At 68.7% G+C, this 24,753-nt stretch carries 21 protein-coding genes; 7 read left to right on the top strand and 14 right to left on the bottom strand.

Annotation, left to right across the window (positions count from 1 at the left end; translation table 11 throughout):
* Positions 1-78: 78 nt before the first annotated feature.
* The gene (gene lepA / locus AC1C2T_RS15640; protein WP_495359818.1) at positions 79-1,947 is read right to left on the bottom strand and encodes a translation elongation factor 4; all 1,869 of its coding nucleotides are present in this window, start codon (positions 1,945-1,947) and stop codon (positions 79-81) included.
* Between the two features lie 79 nt (positions 1,948-2,026).
* On the opposite strand from lepA, the gene AC1C2T_RS15635 reads away from it, so the two are divergent.
* From AC1C2T_RS15635 to rpsT, 4 genes are all read left to right on the top strand, one after another.
* Complete coding sequence (locus AC1C2T_RS15635; protein WP_495385922.1) at positions 2,027-3,253, top strand: sensor histidine kinase; 1,227 nt, start codon at positions 2,027-2,029, stop codon at positions 3,251-3,253.
* Complete coding sequence (locus tag AC1C2T_RS15630; protein WP_495359816.1) at positions 3,250-3,873, top strand: response regulator; 624 nt, start codon at positions 3,250-3,252, stop codon at positions 3,871-3,873. The genes AC1C2T_RS15635 and AC1C2T_RS15630 overlap by 4 nt, the downstream gene beginning before the upstream one ends.
* Before the next feature lie 3 nt (positions 3,874-3,876).
* Positions 3,877-4,692, top strand: coding sequence for an alpha/beta fold hydrolase (locus AC1C2T_RS15625; RefSeq protein WP_495385921.1), 816 nt, complete (start codon positions 3,877-3,879; stop codon positions 4,690-4,692).
* 122 nt (positions 4,693-4,814) lie between these two features.
* A complete protein-coding gene (rpsT, locus tag AC1C2T_RS15620; RefSeq protein ID WP_495359814.1) occupies positions 4,815-5,075 on the top strand; it encodes a 30S ribosomal protein S20 in 261 nt (86 codons plus the stop codon).
* A 140-nt stretch (positions 5,076-5,215) separates the two neighbouring features.
* On the opposite strand, the gene holA is transcribed toward rpsT, so the two are convergent.
* From holA to AC1C2T_RS15575, 9 genes are all read right to left on the bottom strand, one after another.
* Positions 5,216-6,244 (bottom strand): DNA polymerase III subunit delta, encoded by a 1,029-nt coding sequence (holA, locus tag AC1C2T_RS15615; RefSeq protein WP_495385920.1) that lies wholly within the window; start codon positions 6,242-6,244, stop codon positions 5,216-5,218.
* A 26-nt stretch (positions 6,245-6,270) separates the two neighbouring features.
* A complete protein-coding gene (locus AC1C2T_RS15610) occupies positions 6,271-8,715 on the bottom strand; it encodes a ComEC/Rec2 family competence protein (protein ID WP_495385919.1) in 2,445 nt (814 codons plus the stop codon).
* A 1-nt stretch (position 8,716) separates the two neighbouring features.
* Positions 8,717-9,388, bottom strand: coding sequence for a ComEA family DNA-binding protein (locus AC1C2T_RS15605; protein WP_495385918.1), 672 nt, complete (start codon positions 9,386-9,388; stop codon positions 8,717-8,719).
* Between the two features lie 102 nt (positions 9,389-9,490).
* On the bottom strand, positions 9,491-12,064 hold the full coding sequence (leuS, locus tag AC1C2T_RS15600) for a leucine--tRNA ligase (RefSeq protein ID WP_495385917.1): 2,574 nt from the start codon (positions 12,062-12,064) through the stop codon (positions 9,491-9,493).
* Positions 12,065-12,138: 74 nt separating this feature from the next.
* Positions 12,139-13,518: an aminodeoxychorismate synthase component I gene (pabB, locus tag AC1C2T_RS15595; RefSeq protein ID WP_495385916.1), complete on the bottom strand. Its 1,380-nt coding sequence runs from the start codon at positions 13,516-13,518 to the stop codon at positions 12,139-12,141.
* A 4-nt stretch (positions 13,519-13,522) separates the two neighbouring features.
* On the bottom strand, positions 13,523-15,250 hold the full coding sequence (gene cydC / locus AC1C2T_RS15590) for a thiol reductant ABC exporter subunit CydC (protein WP_495385915.1): 1,728 nt from the start codon (positions 15,248-15,250) through the stop codon (positions 13,523-13,525).
* Positions 15,243-16,889 carry a thiol reductant ABC exporter subunit CydD gene (gene cydD, locus AC1C2T_RS15585; protein ID WP_495385914.1) on the bottom strand — a complete coding sequence of 549 codons (1,647 nt, stop codon included), beginning with the start codon at positions 16,887-16,889 and terminating at the stop codon, positions 15,243-15,245. Before cydD ends, cydC begins: the two co-directional genes overlap by 8 nt.
* A gap of 1 nt (position 16,890) precedes the next feature.
* A complete protein-coding gene (gene cydB / locus AC1C2T_RS15580) occupies positions 16,891-17,895 on the bottom strand; it encodes a cytochrome d ubiquinol oxidase subunit II (protein WP_495385913.1) in 1,005 nt (334 codons plus the stop codon).
* A 13-nt stretch (positions 17,896-17,908) separates the two neighbouring features.
* Complete coding sequence (locus AC1C2T_RS15575; protein ID WP_495385912.1) at positions 17,909-19,321, bottom strand: cytochrome ubiquinol oxidase subunit I; 1,413 nt, start codon at positions 19,319-19,321, stop codon at positions 17,909-17,911.
* Positions 19,322-19,432: 111 nt separating this feature from the next.
* Here AC1C2T_RS15575 and AC1C2T_RS15570 point away from each other — a divergent pair, with 111 nt between their 5' ends.
* The 3 genes from AC1C2T_RS15570 to AC1C2T_RS15560 all read left to right on the top strand — a co-directional run bounded on the left by AC1C2T_RS15570 (position 19,433) and on the right by AC1C2T_RS15560 (position 21,589).
* The gene (locus AC1C2T_RS15570; protein WP_495359803.1) at positions 19,433-19,807 is read left to right on the top strand and encodes a BlaI/MecI/CopY family transcriptional regulator; all 375 of its coding nucleotides are present in this window, start codon (positions 19,433-19,435) and stop codon (positions 19,805-19,807) included.
* Positions 19,808-19,809: 2 nt separating this feature from the next.
* The gene (locus AC1C2T_RS15565; RefSeq protein ID WP_495386131.1) at positions 19,810-20,745 is read left to right on the top strand and encodes a M56 family metallopeptidase; all 936 of its coding nucleotides are present in this window, start codon (positions 19,810-19,812) and stop codon (positions 20,743-20,745) included.
* 121 nt (positions 20,746-20,866) lie between these two features.
* Positions 20,867-21,589 (top strand): DedA family protein, encoded by a 723-nt coding sequence (locus AC1C2T_RS15560; RefSeq protein WP_495385911.1) that lies wholly within the window; start codon positions 20,867-20,869, stop codon positions 21,587-21,589.
* Here the strand turns inward: AC1C2T_RS15560 and AC1C2T_RS15555 are convergent.
* Genes AC1C2T_RS15555 through AC1C2T_RS15540 form a run of 4 tightly spaced genes read right to left on the bottom strand, consistent with a single transcriptional unit; the run spans position 21,586 to position 24,747 of the window.
* Positions 21,586-22,512, bottom strand: a complete 927-nt coding sequence (locus tag AC1C2T_RS15555) for an ABC transporter substrate-binding protein (RefSeq protein ID WP_495359801.1) — start codon at positions 22,510-22,512, stop codon at positions 21,586-21,588. The genes AC1C2T_RS15560 and AC1C2T_RS15555 overlap by 4 nt on opposite strands.
* Entirely contained in the window at positions 22,509-23,252 is a 744-nt protein-coding gene (locus tag AC1C2T_RS15550; protein ID WP_495385910.1) for an ABC transporter permease, read from the bottom strand. The genes AC1C2T_RS15555 and AC1C2T_RS15550 overlap by 4 nt, the downstream gene beginning before the upstream one ends.
* Positions 23,249-23,938: an ABC transporter permease gene (locus tag AC1C2T_RS15545; protein WP_495385909.1), complete on the bottom strand. Its 690-nt coding sequence runs from the start codon at positions 23,936-23,938 to the stop codon at positions 23,249-23,251. Before AC1C2T_RS15545 ends, AC1C2T_RS15550 begins: the two co-directional genes overlap by 4 nt.
* Complete coding sequence (locus AC1C2T_RS15540; RefSeq protein ID WP_495359798.1) at positions 23,935-24,747, bottom strand: ABC transporter ATP-binding protein; 813 nt, start codon at positions 24,745-24,747, stop codon at positions 23,935-23,937. Before AC1C2T_RS15540 ends, AC1C2T_RS15545 begins: the two co-directional genes overlap by 4 nt.
* Between the last annotated feature and the right edge of the window lie 6 nt (positions 24,748-24,753).

Genomic DNA, 24,753 nt, shown 5'->3' with positions numbered 1-24,753 from the left:
ATTCTACGGATGTCTCCTGTGACCGTTCTGGCTGCGGCTCGTGGTCATCGCGATCAGCGCTCGGCGACGAACGGAACGCTACTTCTTGTCTTTCTTCTCGACGTCGCCGCTGAGCGCTGCGATGAACGCCTCTTGGGGAACCTCGACGCGACCCACCATCTTCATGCGCTTCTTGCCCTCCTTCTGCTTCTCGAGGAGCTTGCGCTTGCGGCTGATGTCACCGCCGTAGCACTTGGCCAGCACGTCTTTGCGCATCGCACGGATCGACTCGCGCGCGATGATGCGAGCGCCGATGGCCGCCTGGATCGGCACCTCGAACTGCTGGCGCGGGATGAGTTCACGCAGGCGACCGGTCATGAGCACGCCGTAGGCGTACGCCTTGTCGCGGTGCACGATCGCGCTGAACGCGTCGACCTGCTCGCCTTGCAGCAGGATGTCGACCTTGACGAGATCGGCGGCCTGGTCGCCCGTCGGCTCGTAGTCGAGCGAGGCGTACCCTGCGGTCTTCGACTTCAGCTGGTCGAAGAAGTCGAAGACGATCTCGCCGAGCGGCATGTTGTAGCGGATTTCGACCCGGTCTTCGCCGAGGTACTCCATGCCGATGAGCGCACCTCGACGGGACTGGCAGAGCTCCATGATCGTGCCGACGTAGTCTTTCGGCGCGAGGATCGCGGCTCGCACCATCGGCTCGCGAACCTCGACGATCTTCGTGCCGGTCGGGAACTCGCTCGGGTTGGTGACCGTGACGGTCTTCTTGTCTTCCGTCGTGACCTCGTAGATCACCGAAGGCGCCGTGGCGATGAGGTCGAGCCCGAACTCGCGCTCGAGGCGCTCGGTGACGATCTCGAGGTGCAGCAGGCCGAGGAATCCGCAGCGGAACCCGAAGCCGAGCGCCACCGAGGTCTCGGGTTCGTAGACGAGCGCGGCATCGGAGAGCTTCAGCTTGTCGAGCGCCTCGCGGAGCTCGGGATAATCGCTGCCGTCGATCGGGTAGAGACCCGAGAAGACCATCGGCAGCGGCTCAGTGTAGCCCGGCAGCGCCTCGGCGGCCGGCTTCGCGGCGGTCGTGACAGTGTCGCCGACCTTCGACTGGCGCACGTCTTTCACACCGGTGATGAGATAGCCGACCTCGCCGATGCCGAGACCATTCGACGGGGTCGGTTCGGGGGCGCTCACGCCGATCTCGAGGATCTCGTGGGTCGCCCTCGTCGACATCATCTGGATGCGCTCGCGCGGCTTCAGGTGGCCGTCGATCATGCGCACATAGGTGATGACGCCACGGTAGCTGTCGTAGACGGAGTCGAAGATCATCGCGCGCGCCGGGGCATCCGCTCGGCCGACCGGCGCAGGGATGCGTTCGACGACGCGGTCGAGCAGTTCTTCGACACCGACACCGGTCTTGCCCGAGACCTTGAGCACGTCATCGGGCGAACCGCCGATGAGGTCGGCGAGCTCTTTCGCGTACTTCTCGGGATCGGCCGCCGGCAGGTCGATCTTGTTCAGCACCGGGATGATCTCGAGATCGTTCTCGAGCGCCAGGTAGAGGTTCGCGAGCGTCTGCGCTTCGATGCCCTGTGCAGCGTCGACGAGCAGGATCGCGCCCTCGCACGCAGCGAGTGAACGCGAGACCTCGTAGCTGAAGTCGACGTGGCCCGGGGTGTCGATCATGTTCAGGGCGTAGGAGACATCCGGTCCCTGAGCCTGTCGAAGGGCCCAAGGCATGCGCACAGCCTGGCTCTTGATCGTGATGCCGCGCTCGCGCTCGATGTCCATGCGGTCGAGGTACTGGGCACGCATGTCGCGATCGCTCACGACACCGGTGATTCCGAGCATGCGGTCGGCAAGGGTCGACTTGCCATGGTCGATATGCGCGATGATGCAGAAATTGCGGATCAGCGCGGGGTCGGTGGCGGCAGGCACCGGCGGGTTAGCAGCTCTCGGAGACATCCAGTCGATTCTCCCATGACTTCCGTTCAGACTTTCGACGGATGCCCCGCGCAAGGCCCCCGGGCTACGCTCGGAGCAAATGGCCGTGATCGAGATCCCTGACGCGCACGTGGCGCCCTCGGCGCTCCGTCCGGTCTTCACCGCGCTCCGGCTCGGCCTGCACGTGCTCGTTGTGGGACTCGCGCTCTTCGTCGTCGTGCGGGCATTGCTCGCCGATTCGCCCGATGAAGTCTCCGTCACGATCCTCGCGGTCGCGTTCCTCGCCTGGTACGGCGCCGGTATCGCGGCGGCCCACCGCCACCTGCCGACCTGGGCGCGAGTGGTCTGGCTGATCGGGCTTCTCATGCTCTGGGTCGGCATGTCGGCGCTGACGCCCGATGCGGCGTTCCTCGCCTTCCCGCTCTTCTTCCTCGAACTGCACGTGCTCGCGGCCCCGATCGCCGTGCCGCTCGTCGTGCTCACCTTCGGTCTCTCGGTCTGGGGCACCGCGACCCACCTCGGATTCAATGTCGGCTCGATCCTCGGCCCGCTCATCAGTGCCGGCGTCGCGATCGTCATCGGGCTCGGGTACCGCGCGATGGCGCAGGAGACACAGGAGCGCCAGGCGCTCATCCTCGATCTCATGACCACTCGCGAGGAGTTGGCGTCGGCGAGCCGGGAGGCCGGCACACTCGCCGAACGCGAGCGCCTCGCCAAGGAGATCCACGACACGGTGGCGCAGGGCCTGTCGAGCATCCAGATGCTGCTCCACGCGGCCGAGCGCGATGTCACCGACACCGCGACTCAAGAGAAGCTGCAGCTCGCACGCGAGACCGCTGCACTGAATCTCGGCGAGACCCGGCGATTCATCCGCGAGCTCGCGCCGCCCTCGCTCGATACGCAGACGCTGCCCGCCGCGCTCCGGCGACTCGTCGAGGCCACGACCGAGCAGTCGGTGCAGGCGGGAACACCGTTGCGGGTCGAGTTCGGCACCAGCGGCGATCCGATCCTCCTGCCGATGTCCACCGAGGCTGCACTCCTACGCATCGCGCAGGGTTCACTCGCCAACGTGCTCCAGCACTCGGATGCCGCCCACGCATCCGTCACCCTGAGCTACCTCGGCGACGAGATCGCGCTCGACGTGGTCGACGACGGCATCGGCTTCAATGCTTCGAACGCCGATGACCCCACTGCCGCGGCCTCGGCCGGCTTCGGCCTCCGCGCCATCCGGCAGCGCGCCGAGGCCCTCGGCGGGAGCATCGACATCGAATCGACACCCGGCGACGGCACCGCGGTCTCCGTTCGCATCCCGGTGGTGGCACCGTGATCCGGCTGCTGCTCAGCGACGATCATCCCGTTGTGCGTGCCGGTATCCGCGCGATGCTCGAGAGCGAGCCCGACCTCGAGGTGGTCGGCGAGGCGACGACGGCCGAAGACGCGGTACGGCTCGCTGCGGCATCCGAAGTCGACCTCGTGCTCATGGACCTGCAGTACCCCGGCGCCATGCAGGGCGCGGAGGCGACCCGTCGAATTCGTTCGCAACCGGGCTCGCCCCGCGTACTGGTGCTGACGAACTACGACACTGATGCCGACATCCTCGGCGCGATCGAGGCCGGCGCGAGCGGCTACCTGCTGAAGGATGCACCGCCTGCCGAACTCATCGCCGCGGTTCACGCGGCGGCGGTCGGCGATGCCGCACTCGCACCCGGGGTCTCCTCGCGCCTCGACGCGTCGCTCGCGAGCGGTGAGCGGCTCACGGTACGAGAGGCCGAGGTGCTCTCGCTCGTCGCGGAAGGGCGCACCAACCGCGAGATCGGCAGATCCCTCTTCTTGAGCGAGGCGACGGTGAAGTCGCATCTCGTGCACAGCTTCACAAAGCTCGGCGTCGGTTCGCGCACCGCTGCGGTGGCACGGGCCCGCGAAATCGGCGCGATCAGGGCGGGCTGACGGATGCCTCGCGCCCGCGTCGTGCTCGTGCACGGACTCCGCACCTCGTCGACGATGTGGCGAAGGCAGCTCGAGCTGCTCGCCGCGCACGACATCGAGGCGGTCGCCGTCGACCTGCCCGGACACGGGACGCGGCTCGGCGAACCCTTCTCGCTCGAAGCGGCACTGCGGAGCATCGACCTTGCGCTGAACCCGGTCGCCGCCGAAACTGCCATCCCGCGGCTTCTCGTGGGCCTGAGTCTCGGCGGCTACATCTCGATCGAGTACGCCGCGCACCATCCCGGCCGTCTCGACGGACTCGTGGCGGCGTCGTGCGGCACGCGCCCGCGGGGCGTCGCCCTCGACGGCTATCGCCGTCTCGCCGCCGCAATCGGCACGATGCCCGACCATGGGCGTCGCCTCAACGACGCGATGGCCCGACTCTTCCTCTCGCCGAGCGCCGCCGACGACGTGCTCGCGGGCGGCGTCGCGCTCGATGTGATGGCGCCAGTGCTCGAGGCGGTCGGCCGACTCGACCCCGAGGCCGCGCTCGCGGATGTCGACGCACCCGTCTGGTTCGTGAACGGACGCTTCGACCACTTCCGATTCGAAGAGCGCCGGATGCTCCGCGCCGCCCGCGACGGGCGGCTCGTGATCATTCCCGGTGCCACCCACCTCGTCAGCCTCATCCGGCCAGACGACTTCGCCGCGATCGTGCTCGGCGCGGTCGCCGAACTCGACCGACGTGCCGCCGGCGCCGAGCGACGCAGGGCGAGCCACGGATCGCACGAGACATCCGCCGCCCGACTCGCGCGCGAGCGCATTGGTGACTCCCGCTGAGAGCTGGTATCGTTGCCTGTTGGCTTCCGTGTGGGTCCCACCCCGCACGATTCGCCGGCGAGGCCCCTCTACCTTCGCTCGGCATATCCGGTACCCGCACAAGAACGAAAGACGAACTCCACGTGGCAAACATCAAGTCGCAGATCAAGCGCATCCGCACGAACCTCAAGGCGCAAGAGCGCAACAAGGCCGTCAAGAGCGAAGTGCGGAGCGCCGTTCGCGCAACGCGCGACGCCGTTGCTTCGGGCGACAAGGAGAAGGCGACGACCGCCCTCCGCGCCGCGACCCGCAAGCTCGACAAGGCGGCCAGCAAGGGCGTCATCCACAAGAACCAGGCCGCGAACAAGAAGTCGGCGATCGCGAAGCAGGTCGCCGCGCTCTGACGCGACACGTATTCCACGAAGGCCCCGGCACGGATGTGTCGGGGCCTTCGTCGTTCGTCGATATGTGCTCGGACGACACGGCTTGGGAGCGCACGCAGCCCAAGCCGCCGTCGTGAGCCGGTGGCCCCCACGACGCGACGCTACGAGCGGTCGCGACCCCGGGAGGCGATCACGCCGACCAATCGTTCGAGCGCGAAGACCGGGTCGCGCTCTGCGCCCTTCACTGCGGCGTCGGTGGACGCGAGCGCCTCGATCGCTCGACCGAGCCCCTCGTCGCTCCACCCGACCAGGTCGCGTCGTGCGCGATCGATCTGCCATGGCGCGAGGCTCAGCGAGCCCGCGAGCTGCGCGCCCCCACCACGAGTGCCCGAGACCTTCGCCATGGTGCGCACCTTCATCGCGAACGCGGCGACCATGGGCACCGGGTCGGCGCCACTGTCGAGCGCGTGCCGGAGGGCGATGAGCGCCTCACCGTGACGACCCGCGATGGCCGCGTCGGCTACCGCGAAGGCATTGGTCTCGACTCGCCCGCCGTAGTAGCGAGCCACGACCGCCTCGGTGATGTCGCCGGGTGCGTCGGCCAAGAGCTGCCGGCACGCTGCAGCGAGTTCGCGGAGGTCGTCGCTGAACGCGCCCACGAGTGCGCGCAGAGCACCCGGGGCGATCTTGCGGCCCGCTGCGCGGAACTCGGCGGCCGCGAAGTCTTGCTTCTCTGCGTCTTTCTTGAGCTCGGCGCAGACGATCTCGATGCCGCCCCCTCCGCCGGCACGCACAGCGTCGAGCAATTTCTTACCCCGCACACCGCTGCGGTGGCGCAGGACGAGCGTGGTCGACTCGGCTGTCTGCCCGAGGTAGTCGAGCGCATCGAGCAGGAAGTCGTCGCTCGCACGTTCGACTCCGCTCACCCGGATGAGACGGGGCTCGCCGAACAGCGAGGGGCTCGCGAGGGTTATGAGCTCACCACGGCGATACCCGTCGGCTTCGAGGTCGCTCACCTCGAGCTCGGGATCTTCACCACGCAGGAAGTCGCGCAGCATCGTGATCGACCGCTCGGCGAGCACGTCTTCTGCGCCCGAGACCAGCACGATCGGAGCGGGCCGGATCGCATGCCATGCGAGTTGCGGAATCGTCGTCTTCGTCTTGGCCGATGCCCCTGTGCGCGCTGCCACGGCACCTCCCGTTCTCTTCGTCGATTCTACGGGCCCGCACCGACAGCGCTTTCCCTCCGCTCGCTCCAGAGCAGGAAGCCGTCGCCCTCGGCAGTGAGCAACACGGTACCGGAGCGGTCAGTGCGCACCACGGCTGTGCCCTCGGCCTGCAAGAGGTCGAGCAGCCGCTCGGTCGGATGCCCGTATCCGTTGTCCGCGCCCACACCGATTACGCCGATCGTCGCGTCGAGCTCGTCGTAGAGGCGCTCGCTCTGGTCTACCGAGCCATGATGGGCGACCTTCACCAGGTCGACCCGGCCGATGCTCACAGAACGCAGCAGCCTGTCCTGTGCCTCTTCGCCGAGATCGCCGAGGAACAGGCCCCGGTAGCTCGGTGTCGTGAGATCGATCACCACACTCGCGTCGTTGCCGGGCATGGCGCGCGGTTTCGGCCAGAGCACCCGCCACCGTGCGTCGCCGAGTGTGCCGCCGAACCCCACGACGACCTCGACGGGCTCGGCACCTGCCTCGACCAATGGGCCGAGCGCCCGGTCTGATCGTTCGCCATCGAGCGGGCCGTGGATCACCGTGCCGACGAGGCCCGCCACCGCTGATGCTCCACCGACGTGATCGGCGTCCCAGTGCGTCAACACGAGCAGATCGATGCTCGTGACGCCGAGCACCGACACGCAGCGAGCGAGCGCTGCAGGATCGGGCCCGGTGTCGATGAGTGCCGTCGCACCCGCCGAGCGCAGGAACACGGCATCGCCCTGTCCGATGTCGCAGGCCGCGACATCCCAATCGGCCGGCCTCGTCGCCGCCCCGAGAAGAGGTGCGCCTGCGAACATGCCGACGGGCACCGCGAGTCCGATGAGCAGCGACGCCGCCGCGACCGCGCGAAGTCGGCGCCGATGCCGACGACGCGTGTCGAGGGCGAGCCAGAGCGCGATCGCCGTGCAGGCGGCGAGCAGCAGCGCGCCCGCGGCCTCCGGCACCCACTCGAGTCTCGCACCCGGCAGTGCTGCCGACGCCCGGGCGAGGAGCGCGATCCACGACGCCGGAAGCCAGGCGCACTGGAGGAACGCGAACCCGACGGAAGGCAGGACCGGCAGCAGCAGACAGCCGATGAGGCCGACGACGGTGCCGACCGGCGCTGCGGGAGCTGCAAGCAGGTTCGCCGGGACGCCATAGAGCGCGAGCGCGGGATCGAGCAGCACGAGCACCGGCTGGCACGCCAACTGGGCCGCGAGCGGCACGCCGATCACCGCGGCGACGGGCAGCGGCATCCACCGCGCGAGCGCGCCGGTCAACGGCGCAGCAAGCAACAGCAGGCCGGCGGTCGCGCAGACTGAGAGCGCGAACCCGTAGTCCCGTGCGTACCACGGGTCGACGGCCAGAAGCACGACGACCGCGAGCGAAAGGGCCGCCACGCCGCCTCCGGGTCGGCCCACTGCGACGGCGACGAGCACCACGACCGCCATCGCCGCCGCACGCACGACGCTCGCTTCGGGTGTCACGAGCACGACGAATCCCGCCAGCGCGGTCAGTGCAGCGACGATTCGCACGAGTCGGGGCACGCCGAGCAGGGCGGCGAAGGCGAACGCCGCGGCCGTGACGATCGCACAGTTGGCGCCCGACACGGCTGTCAGATGGCTCAGCGAGCTGGCCTTCATCGCTGCATCGAGCCCATCGTCGACGGCGCTCGTGTCGCCGATCGCGAGCCCCGGCACGAGGGCACCCCCGTCACCGCCGAGCGCGCCCGCGGCCTCCGCGAAGCCGGTGCGCAGGCCGACCGTCCAGCCCAACCACGGCGGCGGTGCACTCAGGACCCGCACGTCACCGGTCGGACTCAACCGGAAGGCGGCGCCATCGGCGCTCGGGAGCGCGGCCACCCGGGTGTCGAACCCGATGCGCGCACCCAGCTGCAGCTCGCGGGTCGGGAGCGAAATGGCGGCCGTGACCGGCACCGACCGCGTGTCACCACCGTCGACGGCGACGACACGGCCCTCGACGCGCAATGGTGGTGAATCGCCCTCGGCGAACCAGCTCGTGCTCATCGCGCGCGGGGCGGCGGTCAGTTCGAGCACGACCTCCGCGGTGCGGTGATGCCGCGCCGCCTCAGTGAGGGGCGACGATTCGCGAGCGCCGAGTCCGAGTGCTGCGGCGCTCACCATGAGCGCGCACGCCGAGAGCGTGACGAGCAGCGTCGCCGACATCCGCACGAGCACCGAGGTGCTCCCGGCGTGGTGATCCGGATCACGGCGGTCATCACGGCGGTCATCACAGCCTGCACGGTCGCGGCGGTCGCGCATCACCAGCCGACGTCGACGACGGATGCCGCCGCGCACGGCGATGCCGCCCGCGACGCAGGCCGCTGCCCACAGCACCCACGCGAGGATCGCTGCACCGGATGCCGCACCCGGCAGGCCGATCGCGACCCACGCGGCGACCCAGGCGGCCGCCGCAGGCAGCAGCATCCGGAAATCGCGCACGTCAGAGCGCCACGAGGTTCGCGAGGCCCGAGAACACCGCGTCGCCGATACCGGCCACATCGAGCAGCTGTTCGATGCTCGTGAACGATCCGTTCGTCTCCCGCCAGTCGATGATGCGCTGCGCAAGTGCCGGACCAATGCGCGGGAGCGTGTCGAGTGCGGCGAGGTCGGCGGTGTTCAGGTGCACGAGCCCGTCGGTCACGCCCGGCGCGCCGGTGCCGCTGCCCGTCGCCGCCGGTGGAGGCACTTCACCGACCACCGGCACCGCCAATTGCTCACCGTCGACAAGCAGGCGCGCAAGGTTCACCCCGGCGGGATCTGCGTCGCCGGAGAAGCCGCCTGCCGCTGCGACGGCGTCGACCACGCGCGCGCCCGCCGCGAGTTCGACCAGACCCGGCTTCGCGACGGCGCCGAGCACATGCACGAGCACTGGTGGCGCGCCGACGCCTGCTGCAGACACACCGTCGTCGGCATCTGCGACGGCCTCGCCCGACGCCTCGATGCGGCCCTGCTCACCGCCGCCCGTCGCACTGAACGACATGAGCGCAGCAACGGCGACTGCGACGACGAAGAGCACGACCCCGGCTCCGACGGCGACGCGCACGCGAGGACCGTGTCGGCGCGCAGCGGGGTCGAGAGCGGCCAACGGGTCGGGTTCGTCGCTCGCGGGCATGCCCGCACGCTAATCGAGGCGCGAACCGCACCGCGACTCCCGCAGAGACCACCGGACGCTGAACGCGACGAGCGCCCTGTCGAGGACGAGTCGCTCCGCGCGTCAGCCCTTGGTCGCGATATTGACCAATCGCGGTGCCCGCACGATGACGTTCACGATCTCGCGCTCGCCCACAGCACGGGTCACCGCAGCTGACGCACGGGCCAATGCCTCGAGCTCGTCGCCCGAGATCTTCGGCGACACTTCGAGACGGTCGCGCACCTTGCCGTCGACCTGAATGATGGCCGTCACCGACTCTTCGACGAGCAGCGCGGGGTCGGCTTTACGCCACGACACGAGCGCGACGGTCGGCTCGTAACCGAGCCGCTGCCACATGTCTTCGGCGGCGTACGGAGCGAACAGGTCGAGGATCATCGCCGTGACCTCGGCGGACTCGCGCACGGCGGCGTCTGCAGCACCCGCACCGGAGTCGATCGCCTTGCGTGTGGCATTCACGAGCTCCATGAGGCGCGCGACGACGACGTTGAACTTGTACGCCTCGACGAGCCCCGGCGCATCGGCCAGCAGTCGGTGGGTGATGCGGCGCAAGGCCGGGTCGCCCGTCTTCCACTCGATGTCGGGGCTCGAGGTGACCTCGCCCGAGATGCGCCACGCCCGCGCGAGGAACTTCGCGGAACCGACCGGCGAGACATCCGCCCAGTCGATGTCGTCTTCGGGCGGGCCGGCGAACGCGAGCGTGACGCGCAGCGCGTCTGCGCCGTGCGCCTGCAGCTCGCTCGCGAACTCGACGAGGTTCCCCTTGGACTTCGACATCTTCGTGCCGTTCAGGATGACCATGCCCTGGTTCAGGAGCGAGGTGAACGGTTCGGTGAAGCTCAGGTACCCGAGGTCGAAGAGCACCTTCGTGATGAAGCGCGAATAGAGCAGGTGCAGGATGGCGTGCTCGACGCCGCCGACGTACTGGTCGACGGGCAGCCACTTCTCAGCCTCTGCCGGGTCGAAGGCGCGCTCGTCGTTGTTCGGGTCGAGGTAGCGCAGGTAGTACCAAGAGCTGTCGACGAAGGTGTCCATCGTGTCGGAGTCGCGGCGCGCGGCACCGCCGCACTTCGGGCACGCGACGTTGACCCAATCCTCGGCCGCACCGAGCGGGCTCGCGCCCTTCGGCTTGAGGTCGAGCCCCGCTGAGTCCGGCAGGCGCACCGGCAGTTCCGACTCGGGCACCGGCACCTCGCCGCAAGTCGGGCAATGGATGATCGGGATGGGCGTGCCCCAGTACCGCTGACGCGAGATCAGCCAGTCGCGAAGTCGGTAGTTCTTCGACGAACGCCCGAGACCGCGCTCCGTGAGGAGCTCGATGACCCGGCGAATCGCGTTGGACTTCGACAGGCCGTTGAGCGGACCCGAGTTCACGAGCCGACCCTCGCCAGCGAGCGCGACACCGGTCGACGCCGGGTCGTCGGCCGGCAGGTCATCGGGCAGGTAGGGGTCGCCGTTCTCGTCGAGCGGGATGACCGGGATGACGCCGGTCACGGGCGCGTTCGTATCGACGACCACTCGCACCGGCAGTCCGAAGGCCCGCGCGAAATCGAGGTCGCGCTGGTCGTGCGCCGGCACCGCCATGATCGCGCCATGGCCGTAGTCGGCGAGCACGTAGTCGGCGGCCCAGATCGGCAGGCGCTCGCCGTTGACCGGGTTGATCGCGTACCGCTCGAGGAAGACCCCGGTCTTCGGCCGGTCGGTCGAGAGGCGATCGATGTCGCTCTCGGCACGGACCGAGTCGAGGTAGTCCTGGAACCGGGTCTGCACTTCGGTGGATGCCCCACCAGCGAGCTCGGCTGCGATCTCCGAGTCGGGCGCGACGACCATGAAGGTCGCGCCGTACAGTGTGTCGGGCCGAGTCGTGAAGACGCTGACCCGTGCATCACGGCCCTCGATCTCGAACTCGACATCGGCACCCGAGGATCGGCCGATCCAGTTGCGCTGCATCGAGAGCACCTTCGACGGCCAGGCGCCCTCGAGCTGGTTCAGGTCGTCGAGCAGCCGGTCGGCATAATCGGTGACCCGGAAGTACCACTGCGTGAGCGCCTTCTTCGTGACGACGGCGCCGCAACGCTCGCAGTGCCCGTCGATGACCTGCTCGTTGGCGAGCACCGTCTGGTCGTTGGGGCACCAGTTGACCTGACCGTCTTTGCGGTAGGCGATGCCCTTCTCGTAGAGCTTCAGGAACAGCCACTGGTTCCACTTGTAGTACTCGGGGTCGCTCGTGTGCAGCTCCCGTGACCAGTCGAACGACGGCGCATACTGGCGGAAGGCACGCTTCTGCTGTTCGATGTTCGCGTAGGTCCAGGCGCTCGGATCGACGCCGCGCTTGATCGCGGCGTTCTCGGCAGGAAGACCGAATGAATCCCAGCCAACGGGGTGCATCACGTCGAAGCCTTGGTGCCGCCAGTAGCGCGCGACGGTGTCGCCGTAGCCGAACGCCTCGGCGTGACCCATGTGCAAATCGCCCGACGGGTAGGAGAACATGTCGAGGATGTACTTGCGCGGCCTCGTGTCACCCGGGCGTCCGGCACGGAACGGCTCGGACTCTTCCCACACGGGAAGCCACTTCGCCTGGATTGCGGCGAAGTCGTACGCGTCGGCATCGGCGTGCGCTGGGTCCTGGTCGTGTGCCACGTGACTCTCAATCGTGTGTCGCTCGGGGGCTTCCGGGCACGCCGCACCGCGGCGCACTCGGAGATCAAGCCTACTCACTCCGCGACCGGCAGATCCGCGCCCAGCACGGCGAGCAGCGCCCTCGCCTTGATGCGCGTCTCCTCGATCTCCTCGGCCGCGACCGACAACGCCGTGATGCCCCCTCCCGTGCCGATGCTCGCACCCTTCGGCGTCAGCACGATCGAGCGGATCACCATCGCGAGGTCGGCGCCGCCGTCGACCCCGAGATACCCGAAGACCCCCGAGTACACGCCACGCGGCCCCGCTTCGAGCTCGTGCAGAATCGTCATCGCGCTGTGCTTCGGCGCTCCCGTCATCGAGCCGGCCGGGAACGCCGACTCGACCACATCGAGCGCAGTGAGCGGATGTCGCAACTGCGCCGTGACCGTCGAGACGAGCTGGTGCACGTGGGCGTACTCCTCCACGTCGAGGAGCGCTGGCACCTCGACGCTACCGAGCTCGGCGACGCGTCCGAGGTCGTTGCGCATGAGGTCGACGATCATGAGGTTCTCGGCGCGTTCCTTCTCGCTCTCGACGAGGTCCCGACGCAGCGCCTCGTCGAGGACCGGGTCCGCGCTCCGCGGCCGGGTGCCCTTCATGGGCTTCGTCGACACCGAGCCGCTCGATTCGACGCGCAGGAACTGCTCTGGCGAGGCGCTGAGCAGCGCGGTGTCGCCGAAACGCAGGTAACCGCCGTGGTGGCTCGGGCTCGTGCGCCGAAGCCGCAGGTAGGTCTCGAGCGGATCGGGGCGGACGTCGACGTCGATGCGATTGGTGAGACACAATTGATACGCGTCGCCGCGGGTGATCGCGGCCTGGCATGCCGCGATCAGGCGGGCGTACTCGGCCGGGGTGTGGCGCCAGTGCGATGCGGGCCGTGCGGATGCCGGGGACGGCGGGGGTTCGGCTTCCGTGTTCACCTCAGCGGGCAGCAGCGCGAAGGCCTCGGCGGCACCCTCAGCCCACTCCTGCGCTGCGGCGGAGTCGCTCGTCTCGAGCCACTCGAGCCGCACCGAGCCGGCGGCATGATCGAACACGATCGCACGGTCGGCGAAGAGGAATGCAGCATCCGGCGTCTCTGCACGATCGAACGGCAGGCCCGCCGTGCGGGTGCCGAACTCATAGCCGAACCATCCGATCCAGCCGAGTGGAGACGGCGAGCCGACATCGGCGCGGGCATCGACGACCTCATCGCCGAGCGCAGCGCCGAGTTCCGCATAGACCGTGGCGGGCGGGTCATCCCCCACGAGCAGCGTGCTGTCGCCATGCGCCCAGGCGATGACGCTCGAGCCGGCCACCGCACCAGGGCCACCGTCGAGCCACACGGCGGTGTGCGCTTCGGAGGCGAACGCACTGAAGGCCTGCGCGGGGTCGCGCCAGCTCGCCAGCGCGAGGCTCCGGATGCGGCGGGGCATCCCCTCAGCCTAGGTCGAGCGCCCGGCCGTCGCGGATCTCGATGCGACGATCGACCAGCGCGGGGTCGACGCCGGCATGCGCGATGAGCACGACACTGCGTTCCGCTCCGGCTGCGCCGAGCATCTCGGTGAGCAGCGCGCCGGCCCGGTCGGGGTCGACGTTCGCGGTCGGCTCGTCGAGCACGAGCACCGGGAATCGGGCGAGCATCGCCCGCGCGAGGGCTATGCGCTGCGCCTGTCCACCAGAGACGAGCGCACCGCGCTCCCCCACCCGTGCATCGAGGCCACCGCGTTCGGCGACCCAATCGGCGAGACCGACCCGGTCGAGCACGTCGAGCAGCTCCTCGTCGCTCGCCGTCTCGCGAGCGAAGAGGAGGTTCTGCCTGATGTCCTCGTCGAAGAGCCACGGACGTTGTTCGACGAGGCCGACGGTGCGCCGCACCTCGACGGGGTCGAGCGCTCGCGCCTCGACTCCGTCGAGCCGGTACGAACCGTGGTACTCGAGGAAGCGCACGAGGACGTGCGCGAGCGTCGTCTTGCCCGAGCCCGACTCACCCTGCACGAGAAGCCGTTCCCCCGGCGCGAGCGTGAGATCGAGTCCGTCGAGGGCGGCGGGCCCTCCTGGCCACGACGCCCTGATCTCGCGCAGCTCGATCGCCGGCGGCCCCACGCGCGAACCCGCTCCCGGGCCCGACCGATCGGGCTCTCGTCGGCCGTCGTGCGGCTCCGACCGAACCGCGAGCGGAGCCGCCGGGGCGACGGGAATCTCCGGCGGCACCGAATCGGGTACGACGTCGGCGACCCGCGCGGCACTCACGCGCGCGACGCGCCACGCGGCCAGCCCGACGGGAATGGCACCCGCGACCTCGGCGATCGCGAGGGGCACGAGACAGAGCACCGCGAACTCGGGCCCGTCGATGCCGCCCGCTGCGAACGCCGGCCAGGCCACGAGCAGACTCGCGAGCGTCGCGAAGCCGCCGATGGCCGTCACGACCGCCGCAGCCGCACCGGCAGACGCCGTTCGGGTGCGGGTGGCTCGTTCGAGGTCGACGCCGATCGCCCGAATGCGCGACCGGTCGTCGCTCGCTGCGTCGAAGGCGACCAGCACGTCGAGCGCCTGTACGTGGTCGACGACCGCCGCCTGCAGCGCGCCGCGCAGAGGCGCGATCGAACGCTCGGCCCGGCCCGCTGCAGTGCGCTCGGCCAGGAGTGCGACGAGGAGTCCGATGACGAGAACCACGCCGATGGCTATGGCGGCCGCCGGTGCGAGCATCGCCAGCGCCGTGACCGCGGCGATGAGCACGAGTACCGCGCTCACGACCGGCTGAACGGCCCGCAAGGTGACGTTCTGCAGTTCGTCGACATCGCCCACGAAGCGCGAGAGCAGCTCACCGCGACGGCTGGTGCGCAGCCCGTCGGGTGCAAGCGGGAGCATCCGCCCGAAGATGCCCACCCTGATACTCGCGAGCTGCCGGAACGAGGCGTCGTGGCCGGTCAGGCGCTCGAGGTAGCGGAACGTGGCGCGTCCGAGAGCGAACGCCCGAACCCCGACGATGCCGAGCTGGAGGTAGAGCACCGGCGGCTGTTCAGCCGCGCGCGCGATCAACCACGCCGAGCAGGCGAGCAACGCGATGGTCGACCCGGCGGAGGCGACTCCGAGCAGCACCGGCAACGCGAGCCGCTTCGGCGCAGGCACGGCGCGTCGCATCACCGAGCGCGTGCGATCAGACATGCGCCACCGCCGTGAGGGTCACGACGCGGTCGGCCGCGTGGAGGAGGGCCGGGCGGTGCGTGGCGACGACGACGGTGTGCCCCCTTGCTGCGATCTCCCGCAGGTGCCCAACGAGCTCGGCCTCCCGCCGCTCGTCAAGTGCAGAGCTCGGCTCATCGAGCAACAACAACGGCGCGCTGCGGGCGAGCAGACGGTGCATCGCCCGGGCCGTCGCAACTCGTTGCGACTGGCCGCCGGACAGGCCGGAACCGCCCGCACCGAGCTCGAGCTCGGGAGCGACGTCGACGCCGCCGAGTCGGAGCGCCTCGCCGAGCAGAAATGGATCGGCGTGTTCGTCACCGAGCCGCACGTTCGCGGCGACGGTTCCGGCGAGCAGCGTCGGCGTCTGTCCGGCCCAGGCGAGCCTGCCGCGATCAGACGGTCGCGCACCGGCGTCGAATGGGGCGTCGTCCAGCGTGACGCTCCCTGAGGCGGGAACGAACCCGAGCAGCGCCCGGAGCACGCTCGACTTGCCGACGCCGCTCTCCCCGGCGATGGCCAGGATTTCCCCCGGCCCCGCATCGAAGTCCAACCCGCTGACGATCTCGCGATCGTCGAGGCGCACGCCGAGTCCCCGCACGTGCAGGCCCGCGCCGACGATCGCGGGAGCGAACGACCCGTGCGCCGACTGCTCCGCGCGCCCCGTGGCATCCGTGGCCTCGAAGAGGTCGAACGCATCTCGCGACGCCTCGACGCCCGCGGCGGATGCGTGGAATGCCGCTCCGACGTTTCGCAGCGGCAAGAAGACCTCGGGCGCGAGTACGAGCGCGAGAAGCCCCGAAGCGAGCGTCATGTCACCGGCGACGAGCCGCAGGCCGATCGAGACGGCGACGAGCGCCACCGAGAGGCTGGCCGCGAGTTCGAGAGTGAAGCTCGAGAGGAAGGTGACGCGCAACACCTTCATGGTATGCACGCGGTAGTCGTCGGTCACCTGACGGATCCGCCGGGTCTGCCGCTCGGCCCGGCCGTAGAGCATGAGCGTCGACAGGCCGCCGACGACCTCGAGGAAACCGCGCGAGAGGGACTGCAGGCTCGTCCACTGGCGACGCTGCACGGCCTCGGTCGCCAGACCGATGAGCGCCATGAAGACCGGGACGAGCGGGAGAACGATCACGAGGATCAGCCCCGACAGCCAGTCCGTGATCCAGACGGCCGCGATCAGGAGCGGCGTCGCGACGGCGGTGAGCACGAGCTGCGGCAGGTACCGCCCGAAGTACTCGTCGAGTGCGTCGAGTCCGGGGCCGAGCAACGTGGCGATGCGCGAGGTCGGGAATCCGGGCAGTCCGCCCGGGCGGCGCTCGATCCCGGCGAGCAGTTCCGTGCGCAACTCGCCCTTCACACGCATCGCGCCGGCTGATCCGGTCCACTCCCAGAGCCAGGCGGCGAGGGCGCGAGCCGCGACCGCAGCGGCGAGGACGGTCAGTGGTGCAGTGGCATCCGCCCAGCCCATTCCGCCGATGATCCCGGCGACGAGGGTCGCGAGCGCCCAGGCGAACGCGATGATCGCAAGCGCCTGGACCAACGCCAGCACGCCGCCCGCGAGCAGGAATCGGCGCGCCGCCCGCGAACGTCGCACGAGCCTCGGGTCGAGAGGTTTCACGTCAGTGCGCCGCCGCCTCGATGTGCGTGCGCATCACACGCTTGCGGAAGATCCAGTAGGTCCAGCCCTGGTACGCGAGGATGAGCGGCAGGAAGATCACCGCGGTCCACGTCATGACCGTGAGCGTGTACGGCGTCGACGAGGCGTAGGCGATCGTCAGGCTGTTCGCCGGATCGTTCGAAGCCGGCATGACGTCGGGAAAGAGCGAGGCGAACAGCGCGAACACGGCGGCCGCGATCGTGACGGCCATGAGCGTGAACGCCCACCCCTCGGCTCCGCGAACGTTCGCAACCCAAGAGCCGATGAGCGCGATCGCAGCGATGACAGCGAGGACCCAGAACCAGGTGGAGCCGAATGCGAAGCCGGTCCACACGAGGAAACACGCCGCGACGAGCACGGTGAGCGCGCCGGCCCTCGTCGCGAGCCGCCGTGCCCGGTCGCGGATGTCGCCGTCGGTCTTCAGCGCGACGAACACCACGCCGTGCGTGAAGAACAAGAGCAGTGTCGTCACTCCGCCGAGCAGCGCGTACGGGTTCAGCAGGTCGAAGAAGCTGCCGATGTAGTTGTGGTCGGCATCGAGCGGCACGCCCTGCACGATGTTCGCGAACGCGACACCCCAGAGAAGCGCAGGCACCGCGCTGCCGACGATGATCATCCAGTCGAAGCGTCGCTTCCACGCAGCTTCGGGACGCTGGTGACGGTACTCGAACGAGACGCCGCGAGCGATGAGCGCGAGCAGGATCAGGAGGAGGGCGAGATAGAACCCGGAGAAGAGGGTTGCGTACCACTCGGGGAACGCCGCGAAGAGACAGGCGCCGGCGACGATCACCCAGGTCTCGTTGAGGTCCCACACGGGGCCGATCGTGTTGATCAGCACGCGACGGTCGGTCTCGTCCCTGCCGAGGAACGGCAGGGACATGCCGACGCCGAAGTCGAAGCCGTCGAGTACGAAGTAGCCGACGAACAGGAAGGCGACGATCCAGAACCAGAGCACCGAGAGATCCATGTGCGCATTCCTCCTAGTACACCGTGGTGGGTTGTTCGACGCGCCCCGTCTCGGGGTCGGGTTCCGCCAGTTCCGGCGGGCCCTTCTTGATCGCGCGGATGACGAGCTTGAACTCGACGACCGCCAAGGCGCCGTAGATCAGGGTGAAGGCGATGAGCGAGATGAGCACGTCGAGACCGGAGACGTTCGGAGACACCGCGGATTCCGTGAAGAGCTGGCTGAAGACGATCCAGGGTTGCCGGCCCATCTCGGTGAAGACCCAGCCGAAGATCATCGCGGCGAGCGAGAACGGGAAGCTCCAGACCGCCGCCTTCCAAACCCATGCCTGCTTCGGCATACGCCCCTTGCGGGTGAGCCACAGACCGACGATGGCGACGAAGATGTGCAGGAACCCGAGGCCCATCATCCAACGGAACGACCAGTACGTCACCCAGAGGATCGGCGCGTAGTCACCGGGCCCGAACAGCACTTGATACTGGGCCTGGAGGTCGTTGATGCCCTCGACGCATCCGTCGAAGCTGTGCGTCGAGAGGAGCGACAGCAGGTACGGCACCCGAATCGAGAAGAGCTCACTCGATCCGTCGGGGGTGCCGAGCGTGAAGAGCGAGAACGAGGCATCCGCGCCGCAGACCGTGTTGAAGGCGGCTTCGGCCGCGGCCATCTTCATCGGCTGGGTCGCGACCATCGCGAGGCTCAGCTGGTCGCCGAACACGACCGTGAGTACGCCCGCAATCACCATCGTCCAGAGGCCGAACTTCAGCGCAGGCCGCATCGTGTCGAGATGCTGATTGCGTGCGAGGTGCCATGCGGCAGCCGAGATGATGAGACCGGCGCCGACCATGAAGCTCGCCGCGATCGTGTGCGGGAAGGCCGCGAGCGCCACGGGGTTCGTCAGGAGCGCCCAGATGTCGACGAGCTCGGCGCGCCCGCGTTCTTCGTTCAACTGGAAGCCGACCGGGTTCTGCATGAACGCATTCGCGGCGAGGATGAAGTACGCCGACAGGATCGTGCCGACCGCGACGATCCAGATGCTCGCGAGGTGCAAGGCCCTCGGCAGGCGATTCCAACCGAAGATCCAGATGCCGATGAAGGTCGCTTCGAGGAAGAACGCGAGCAGTCCCTCGAGGGCGAGCGGTGCGCCGAAGACGTCGCCGACGAATCGCGAGTACTCCGACCAGTTCATGCCGAACTGGAACTCCTGCACGATGCCCGTCACGACGCCCATGGCGAAGTTGATGAGGAAGATCGTGCCGAAGAAGCGCGTGATGCGCAGGTATTCGAGCTTGCCGGTGCGGTACCACGCGGTCTGGAAGATGGCCGCCGAGGTCGCGAGACCGATCGTGATCGGAACGAACAAGAAGTGGTAGACGGTGGTGAGCCCGAACTGCCATCGGGCCAGGAGCAGCGGGTCGAGCAGCTCGTTCACGGATGCACCTTTCACACGCGATCACGTCGCGACCATCGTTCGTTCTACGTCGCGTAGAAGATTCTTCTACAGAGCGTAGAACATTTCGCTCGCCGACGGTAGTCTGGAGGCATGGCGAGTCTCGGCGAACTGGAGCGCTCCGTGATGGAGCTGCTGTGGTCGCGCGACGCCGCACTTACCGCCAATGATCTTCGCGACGCGCTCGCGCTCCGCGATGGCGAGCCCGGCCGCGCCGTCGCCACGACGACGGTGCTCACGGTTCTGTCGCGCCTCGAGCGCAAGGGGTTCGTCACCCGCGCGCGCGACACCCGGCCGCACCGCTACCGAGCCCTCCTGACCCGCGAAGAGCACACCGCAGAGCTCATGCACGAGGTGCTCGATCGTTCGAGCGACCGCGACGCGGCCCTCGCTCGTTTCGTCGGCACCGTGAGCGCCGGCGAGGCCGCCACGCTGCGACGACTCCTCGACGAGCTCTCCCGATCTTGACCATGCTCGCCGTCGCTGCACTGCTCGGCGGGTTCGCGCTCCTGCTCGCCTGGCCCATTCCAGTCGCGCTCTCCCGGGCAGCCTGGCCCTCCCGATCACCCGCGACCGCGCTCGCCCTGTGGCAGGCCATCGCCCTCGGCGGCGGGCTTTCGATGATCGGCAGCCTGCTGGTCTTCGGCGCCTCCCCAGAGGGCTCCCTGCTCGCTGCGGCCGCCGCACTCCTTCCGCACCTGTTCGTGGGACCGATCCCCCCAGGATTCGGGGTGGTGCATCTCGCCGCGCTCACCCTCGCCGCCGGTCTCGCCGTGCACCTCGCGCTCACCCTGGCGCTCACCGGGGTGCGCGCCGAACGAGAGCGTCGCCGACAGCACCAGCTCATTGACATCCTCGGCGATCCGATGCCCGGGGAACCTCGTACCCGGGTGCTCGCCCACCCGTTGCCGCTCGCCTACTGCGTGCCCGGCATCCGCACGGCGACCGTGCTCACCGAGGGACTCATCGACGCACTCGACGAGTCGGAGCTGCGCGCCGTCATCGCTCACGAACGGGCGCACCTCGACCAGTTGCATCACCTCGTGCTGCTCGCGTTCCGTGCGTGGCACACTGCGTTGCCGTGGTTCCCGATCGCCAATCGCGCCGAGCGTTCGGTCGCTTTGCTCGCGGAGATGCTCGCCGACGATCAAGCCCGACTGGCGGCGGGCGACGACGCCCTCCGGCGGGCGATGCTGCAGGTCGGAAGCGGCGGCGAGCCGGGGGCGTACGCCGAGTCCGGCGGCGTGATCCCCGACATCGCGATGCTCGAAGCCAGGCTCTCCCGCCTCGGCGAGGCCGGCCGTCGGCCGAGCGGCGCTTTCCGCGGCATGGTCGTCGCGGCCGCGGTGCTGATCATCGCGATTCCGATCGTGTCACTGTTCGCCACGCTCGGCTCGTTCTCGTAGCGCCGGCCCCGCACACGTCGATTCGCGCGCCGTCGACCCCGACTACGGTACGAGTTTCGGCGACCCGGAATCACCCCGCAGACTGATGCGGGCGCTCAGCGCGCCTCGCTACGCTCGAACGATGAACGAGCTCCTCGACTGGATCCTCGACACCGTCCAGGCCGTCGACCCGATCGCACGCACCCTGCTCGCCGGGCTCGGCATGCTGCTCGAGACTTCGGTGCTGATCGGCCTCATCGTGCCCGGCGACACGATCGTGATCGTGGCGTCGACAGCCGTCGAAGGGCTCGGCGAGTATTTCGCCCTCACGATCACCGTCGTCATCGGCGCCCTCATCGGCGAGAGCATCGGATTCGCCCTCGGCCGCTGGTTCGGCCCGCATATCCATCGCTCGTGGGTGGGGCGCAAGATCGGCGACGAGAACTGGGATCGCGCCCAGCGCTATCTCGAGCGCCGCGGCGGACCCGCGGTGTTCATCTCCCGCTTTCTCCCCGTCTTGCACTCGCTCATCCCGCTCACGGTCGGCATGAGCTCGATGCGCTACCGGCGCTTCATGGCCTGGACTCTCCCAGCGTGCGTCGTCTGGGCCTTCGCCTATGTCACCGTCGGCTGGCTGGCGGCGGGCAGCTATCGCGAGCTCAGCCGCGAATTGCATTGGGCCGGCTACCTGTTCGTCGGAGTCATCGCTGTATTCCTGTTCGCGGCTTGGGGTGTGAAGAAGCTCTTGGTGCGATCCGAGTCGAAGCACATGGCTGCAGCGTCGACGGACGCGACGGCGCCCGTCGACGAGGAAGGGCCGGATGCCGCAGCATCCGACCCCTCGAATCTCGACGCGAATCGTTAGAAGAGGGCCTTCTCGGCCAGCCAGTTCTTCGCGATCTCGTCGGCCGATTGCTGTTCGTTCACGCTCAGCGAGTTGAGCGCGACGAGGTCTTCGGGGGTGAGCGCGGCGCTCACGGTGTTGAGCACCTCCGCGATCTCATCGGTCACCTTCTCGCTGACAACGGGCACGACGTTCGACGCCAGGAAGAGACCTTCAGGGTCTTCGAGGGTGACGAGGTCGTTGGCCTTGATGTTCGGGTCGGCGCTGTAGATGTTCACGAGCTGCACCTGGTTGTCGACGAGTGCCTTGAGCGTCAGCGGTCCACCGCTGTCTTCGATCGGCGTGAACCCGACCTCGACGCCGTAGACCTCTTTCAGCCCGTCGGGACCGTAGGGACGCGTCTCCAGCTCGGAGTTGCCGCCGAGCGTCAACGGAGTCGTCACCTTCGCGAGATCGGCCAGGCTCGTCACGCCGTTGGTCTCGGAGAACTCCTTGGTGACGTTGTACGAATCCTGATCCGTCGCCGGCGACTGGTCGAGCACCCGAAGGCCCTCGGGCAGCGAGGTTTCGAGCTCGGCGTAGACGTCGTCGCTCGTCGTGGCGGTGGTGTCGGGTACGTAGAACTGGAGGAGGTTGCCCGTGTACTCGGGGAAGACGTCGATCTCCCCGCTCTCGATCTCGGGGATGTACACCTCGCGCTGTCCGATGCGGAGCTGCCGATCGACCGTGTAGCCGTTCTCCTCGAGCGCCTGCGCGTAGATCTCGGCGATGATCTCGTTGGAGTAGTAGTCCTGCGAGCCGACGACGATCGTCTCAGACGAAGCGTCGCCGCCTCCCGATCCGCTGTCCAGCGGATCGCCCGACGCGCACCCTGCCAGGGCCACTGTCGCCCCGACCGCGACTGCTGCGAGGGCAGCGAGCCGGCCTTTTCCTTTTGTATTCATTCTCGATTCCCTTCGATGATGGGTTGCCCCACGACCGCTCGAGGCCGGGTCGGCCGCGCGCGGAGCTCTCTGGTTCGGGTCGCACGCACGCCGGCGGGCACCACGAGTCGTTGCGTGATCGCGAAGACGCCGTCGACGATGAGGGCGAGGAGGATGACGAGGATCGATCCGCCGAGCATCTCGGCATAGTCGCGCGTCTTCAACCCCGCGAAGATGAACCGGCCGAGTCCGTCATCGGCGATGTAGGCGGCGAGCGTCGCCGTCGCGATGATCTGCAGCGTCGCCGAGCGGATGCCACCAACGATGATCGGCATGCCGAGCGGCACCTCGACCTTGCCGACGAGCTGCGATTCGCGCATGCCCATGGCGCGCGCTGCGTCGATCGTGCGCCGGTCGACCGATTCGAAGCCGGCGTAGGCTCCGGCGAGCAACGGCGGCACGGCGAGGATGACGAGGGCGATGATCGGGGCCCCGAGGCCGATGCCGAGCCACAGACCGAAGAGCGTGAGCATGCCGAGGGTCGGCAATGCTCGGAGCCCGCCCGAGACCCTGACCGCGAGTTCCCGGCCCCGGCCGGTGTGTCCGATGAACGCTCCGATGGGGAGGGCGATCGCCGAGGCGATGACGAGCACGACGGCCGAGATCCACAGGTGCTCCCAGAGGCGCTGCGGGATGCTGCCGACTCCCACCCAATTGGCCGGGTCGAGGATCCAGGCGATGCCGTCGATGATGAGGTTCATGCGGCATCCGCCTGCTTCACGAGCGCTGCCGACGAGGCGCGCGACCTCGTCGTGTCGCTGCGCGACCACGGCATGAGCATCCGGCCGGCGACCACGCAGAGCCAGTCGAGCACGAGCGCGACCACGATCGTCGCGACGATGCCGGTGAAGATCTCGATCTGGATGCCGCGTTGGAATCCGTCGGTGAAGAGGGTGCCGAGGCTCCGCACGCCGATCACCGCTCCCACCGTCGCAAGGCTCACCGTGCTGACCACGACGACCCGAAGCCCCGACAGCAGCACGGGGCCGGCCAACGGCAGCTCGACGCCCCAGAACCGGCCTACCGGCGAATACCCGACCGCGGTGGCCGACTGGCGGATGTCGCGGTCGACCGAGTCGAACGCATCGGCCGAGGTGCGCACGATGACGGCGACACCGTAGAGCGTCAGGGCGATCACGAGGTTGACCGGCGAACGCAGCCCGAGACCGGTGATCGCCGGCAGGGCGATGAAGAGCGCGAGCGATGGAATCGCGTAGAGCAGCGCACAGAGAGCGAGCAGCACCCCCCGCGACCATCGGTAGCGGTGCGCGAGCCAGCCGATCGGCACTGAGACCACGAAGCTCAGTATGATCGCCGGCACCGACAACGCGAGGTGCGTGAGCGTCAGCTCGCCGACCAGGTCGAGATTCGACCAGAGCCAGTTCACGAGGCGAGCACTCCAGCCGGGCGACCGTCGGCGTCGACGACGAGCCGGCGCCCATCGACCTCGGTCAGGTGCAAGGCACGTTTGCCACGATTCGCGCCGACGAAGTCCGCGACGAACTCGTCGGCCGGGTTCGCGAGAATCTCGGCCGGCGACGCCGCCTGCGAGATCTGGCCGCCGTGCTGCATGATCACGACCTGGTCGCCGAGGAGGAACGCCTCGTCGATGTCGTGCGTCACGAACACGACGGTCTTGCCGAGCTCCCCCTGCAGGCGCAGCAACTCCTGCTGCAGCTCGGCGCGCACGATCGGGTCGACCGCACCGAACGGCTCGTCCATCAGCAGAATGTTCGGGTCGACCGCGAGACCGCGGGCGACGCCAACCCGCTGCTGCTGCCCACCCGAGAGCTGACTCGGGTACTTGTCGGCGAGCGAGCGATCGAGTCCGACCGTATCGAGCAGTTCGAGAGCATGCGCATGCGCCTCGCGCTTCTTCTCACCGCGCAGCAGCGGCACCGTCGCGACGTTGTCGATCACCTTGCGATGCGGCAGCAGACCGGAATTCTGCATGACGTAGCCGATGCCGCGGCGAAGCGAGACGGGGTCGAGGGTCGCGACATCCGTTCCGTCGATGAGCACCTGGCCCGAGGTCGGGTCGACCATTCGGTTGATCATCCGCAGAAGGGTCGTCTTGCCCGAGCCCGAGGACCCCACGAGCACCGTCGTCTTGCGCGGCGGGATGGCGATGTCCACTCCCGCCACCGCGACCGTACCGTCGGGGAACTGCTTCGTGACGCCCCGGAACTCGATCATGCTGTG

The sequence above is a fragment of the Agromyces sp. Y558 genome (assembly GCF_059445415.1).
This window is presented reverse-complemented; position numbering and strand designations above follow the sequence as displayed.

Coding starts and splice junctions, on each gene's coding strand:
- AC1C2T_RS15550 (WP_495385910.1), bottom strand. CDS start 23,252: ATGAACCTCATCATCGACGGCATCGCCTGGATCCTCGACCCGGCCAAT.
- AC1C2T_RS15570 (WP_495359803.1), top strand. CDS start 19,433: ATGGCGAGTCTCGGCGAACTGGAGCGCTCCGTGATGGAGCTGCTGTGG.
- AC1C2T_RS15605 (WP_495385918.1), bottom strand. CDS start 9,388: ATGCCCGCGAGCGACGAACCCGACCCGTTGGCCGCTCTCGACCCCGCT.
- AC1C2T_RS15625 (WP_495385921.1), top strand. CDS start 3,877: ATGCCTCGCGCCCGCGTCGTGCTCGTGCACGGACTCCGCACCTCGTCG.
- AC1C2T_RS15555 (WP_495359801.1), bottom strand. CDS start 22,512: ATGAATACAAAAGGAAAAGGCCGGCTCGCTGCCCTCGCAGCAGTCGCG.
- lepA (WP_495359818.1), bottom strand. CDS start 1,947: ATGTCTCCGAGAGCTGCTAACCCGCCGGTGCCTGCCGCCACCGACCCC.
- pabB (WP_495385916.1), bottom strand. CDS start 13,518: ATGCCCCGCCGCATCCGGAGCCTCGCGCTGGCGAGCTGGCGCGACCCC.
- AC1C2T_RS15540 (WP_495359798.1), bottom strand. CDS start 24,747: ATGATCGAGTTCCGGGGCGTCACGAAGCAGTTCCCCGACGGTACGGTC.
- cydB (WP_495385913.1), bottom strand. CDS start 17,895: ATGGATCTCTCGGTGCTCTGGTTCTGGATCGTCGCCTTCCTGTTCGTC.
- AC1C2T_RS15635 (WP_495385922.1), top strand. CDS start 2,027: ATGGCCGTGATCGAGATCCCTGACGCGCACGTGGCGCCCTCGGCGCTC.
- AC1C2T_RS15560 (WP_495385911.1), top strand. CDS start 20,867: ATGAACGAGCTCCTCGACTGGATCCTCGACACCGTCCAGGCCGTCGAC.
- AC1C2T_RS15565 (WP_495386131.1), top strand. CDS start 19,810: ATGCTCGCCGTCGCTGCACTGCTCGGCGGGTTCGCGCTCCTGCTCGCC.
- cydC (WP_495385915.1), bottom strand. CDS start 15,250: ATGTCTGATCGCACGCGCTCGGTGATGCGACGCGCCGTGCCTGCGCCG.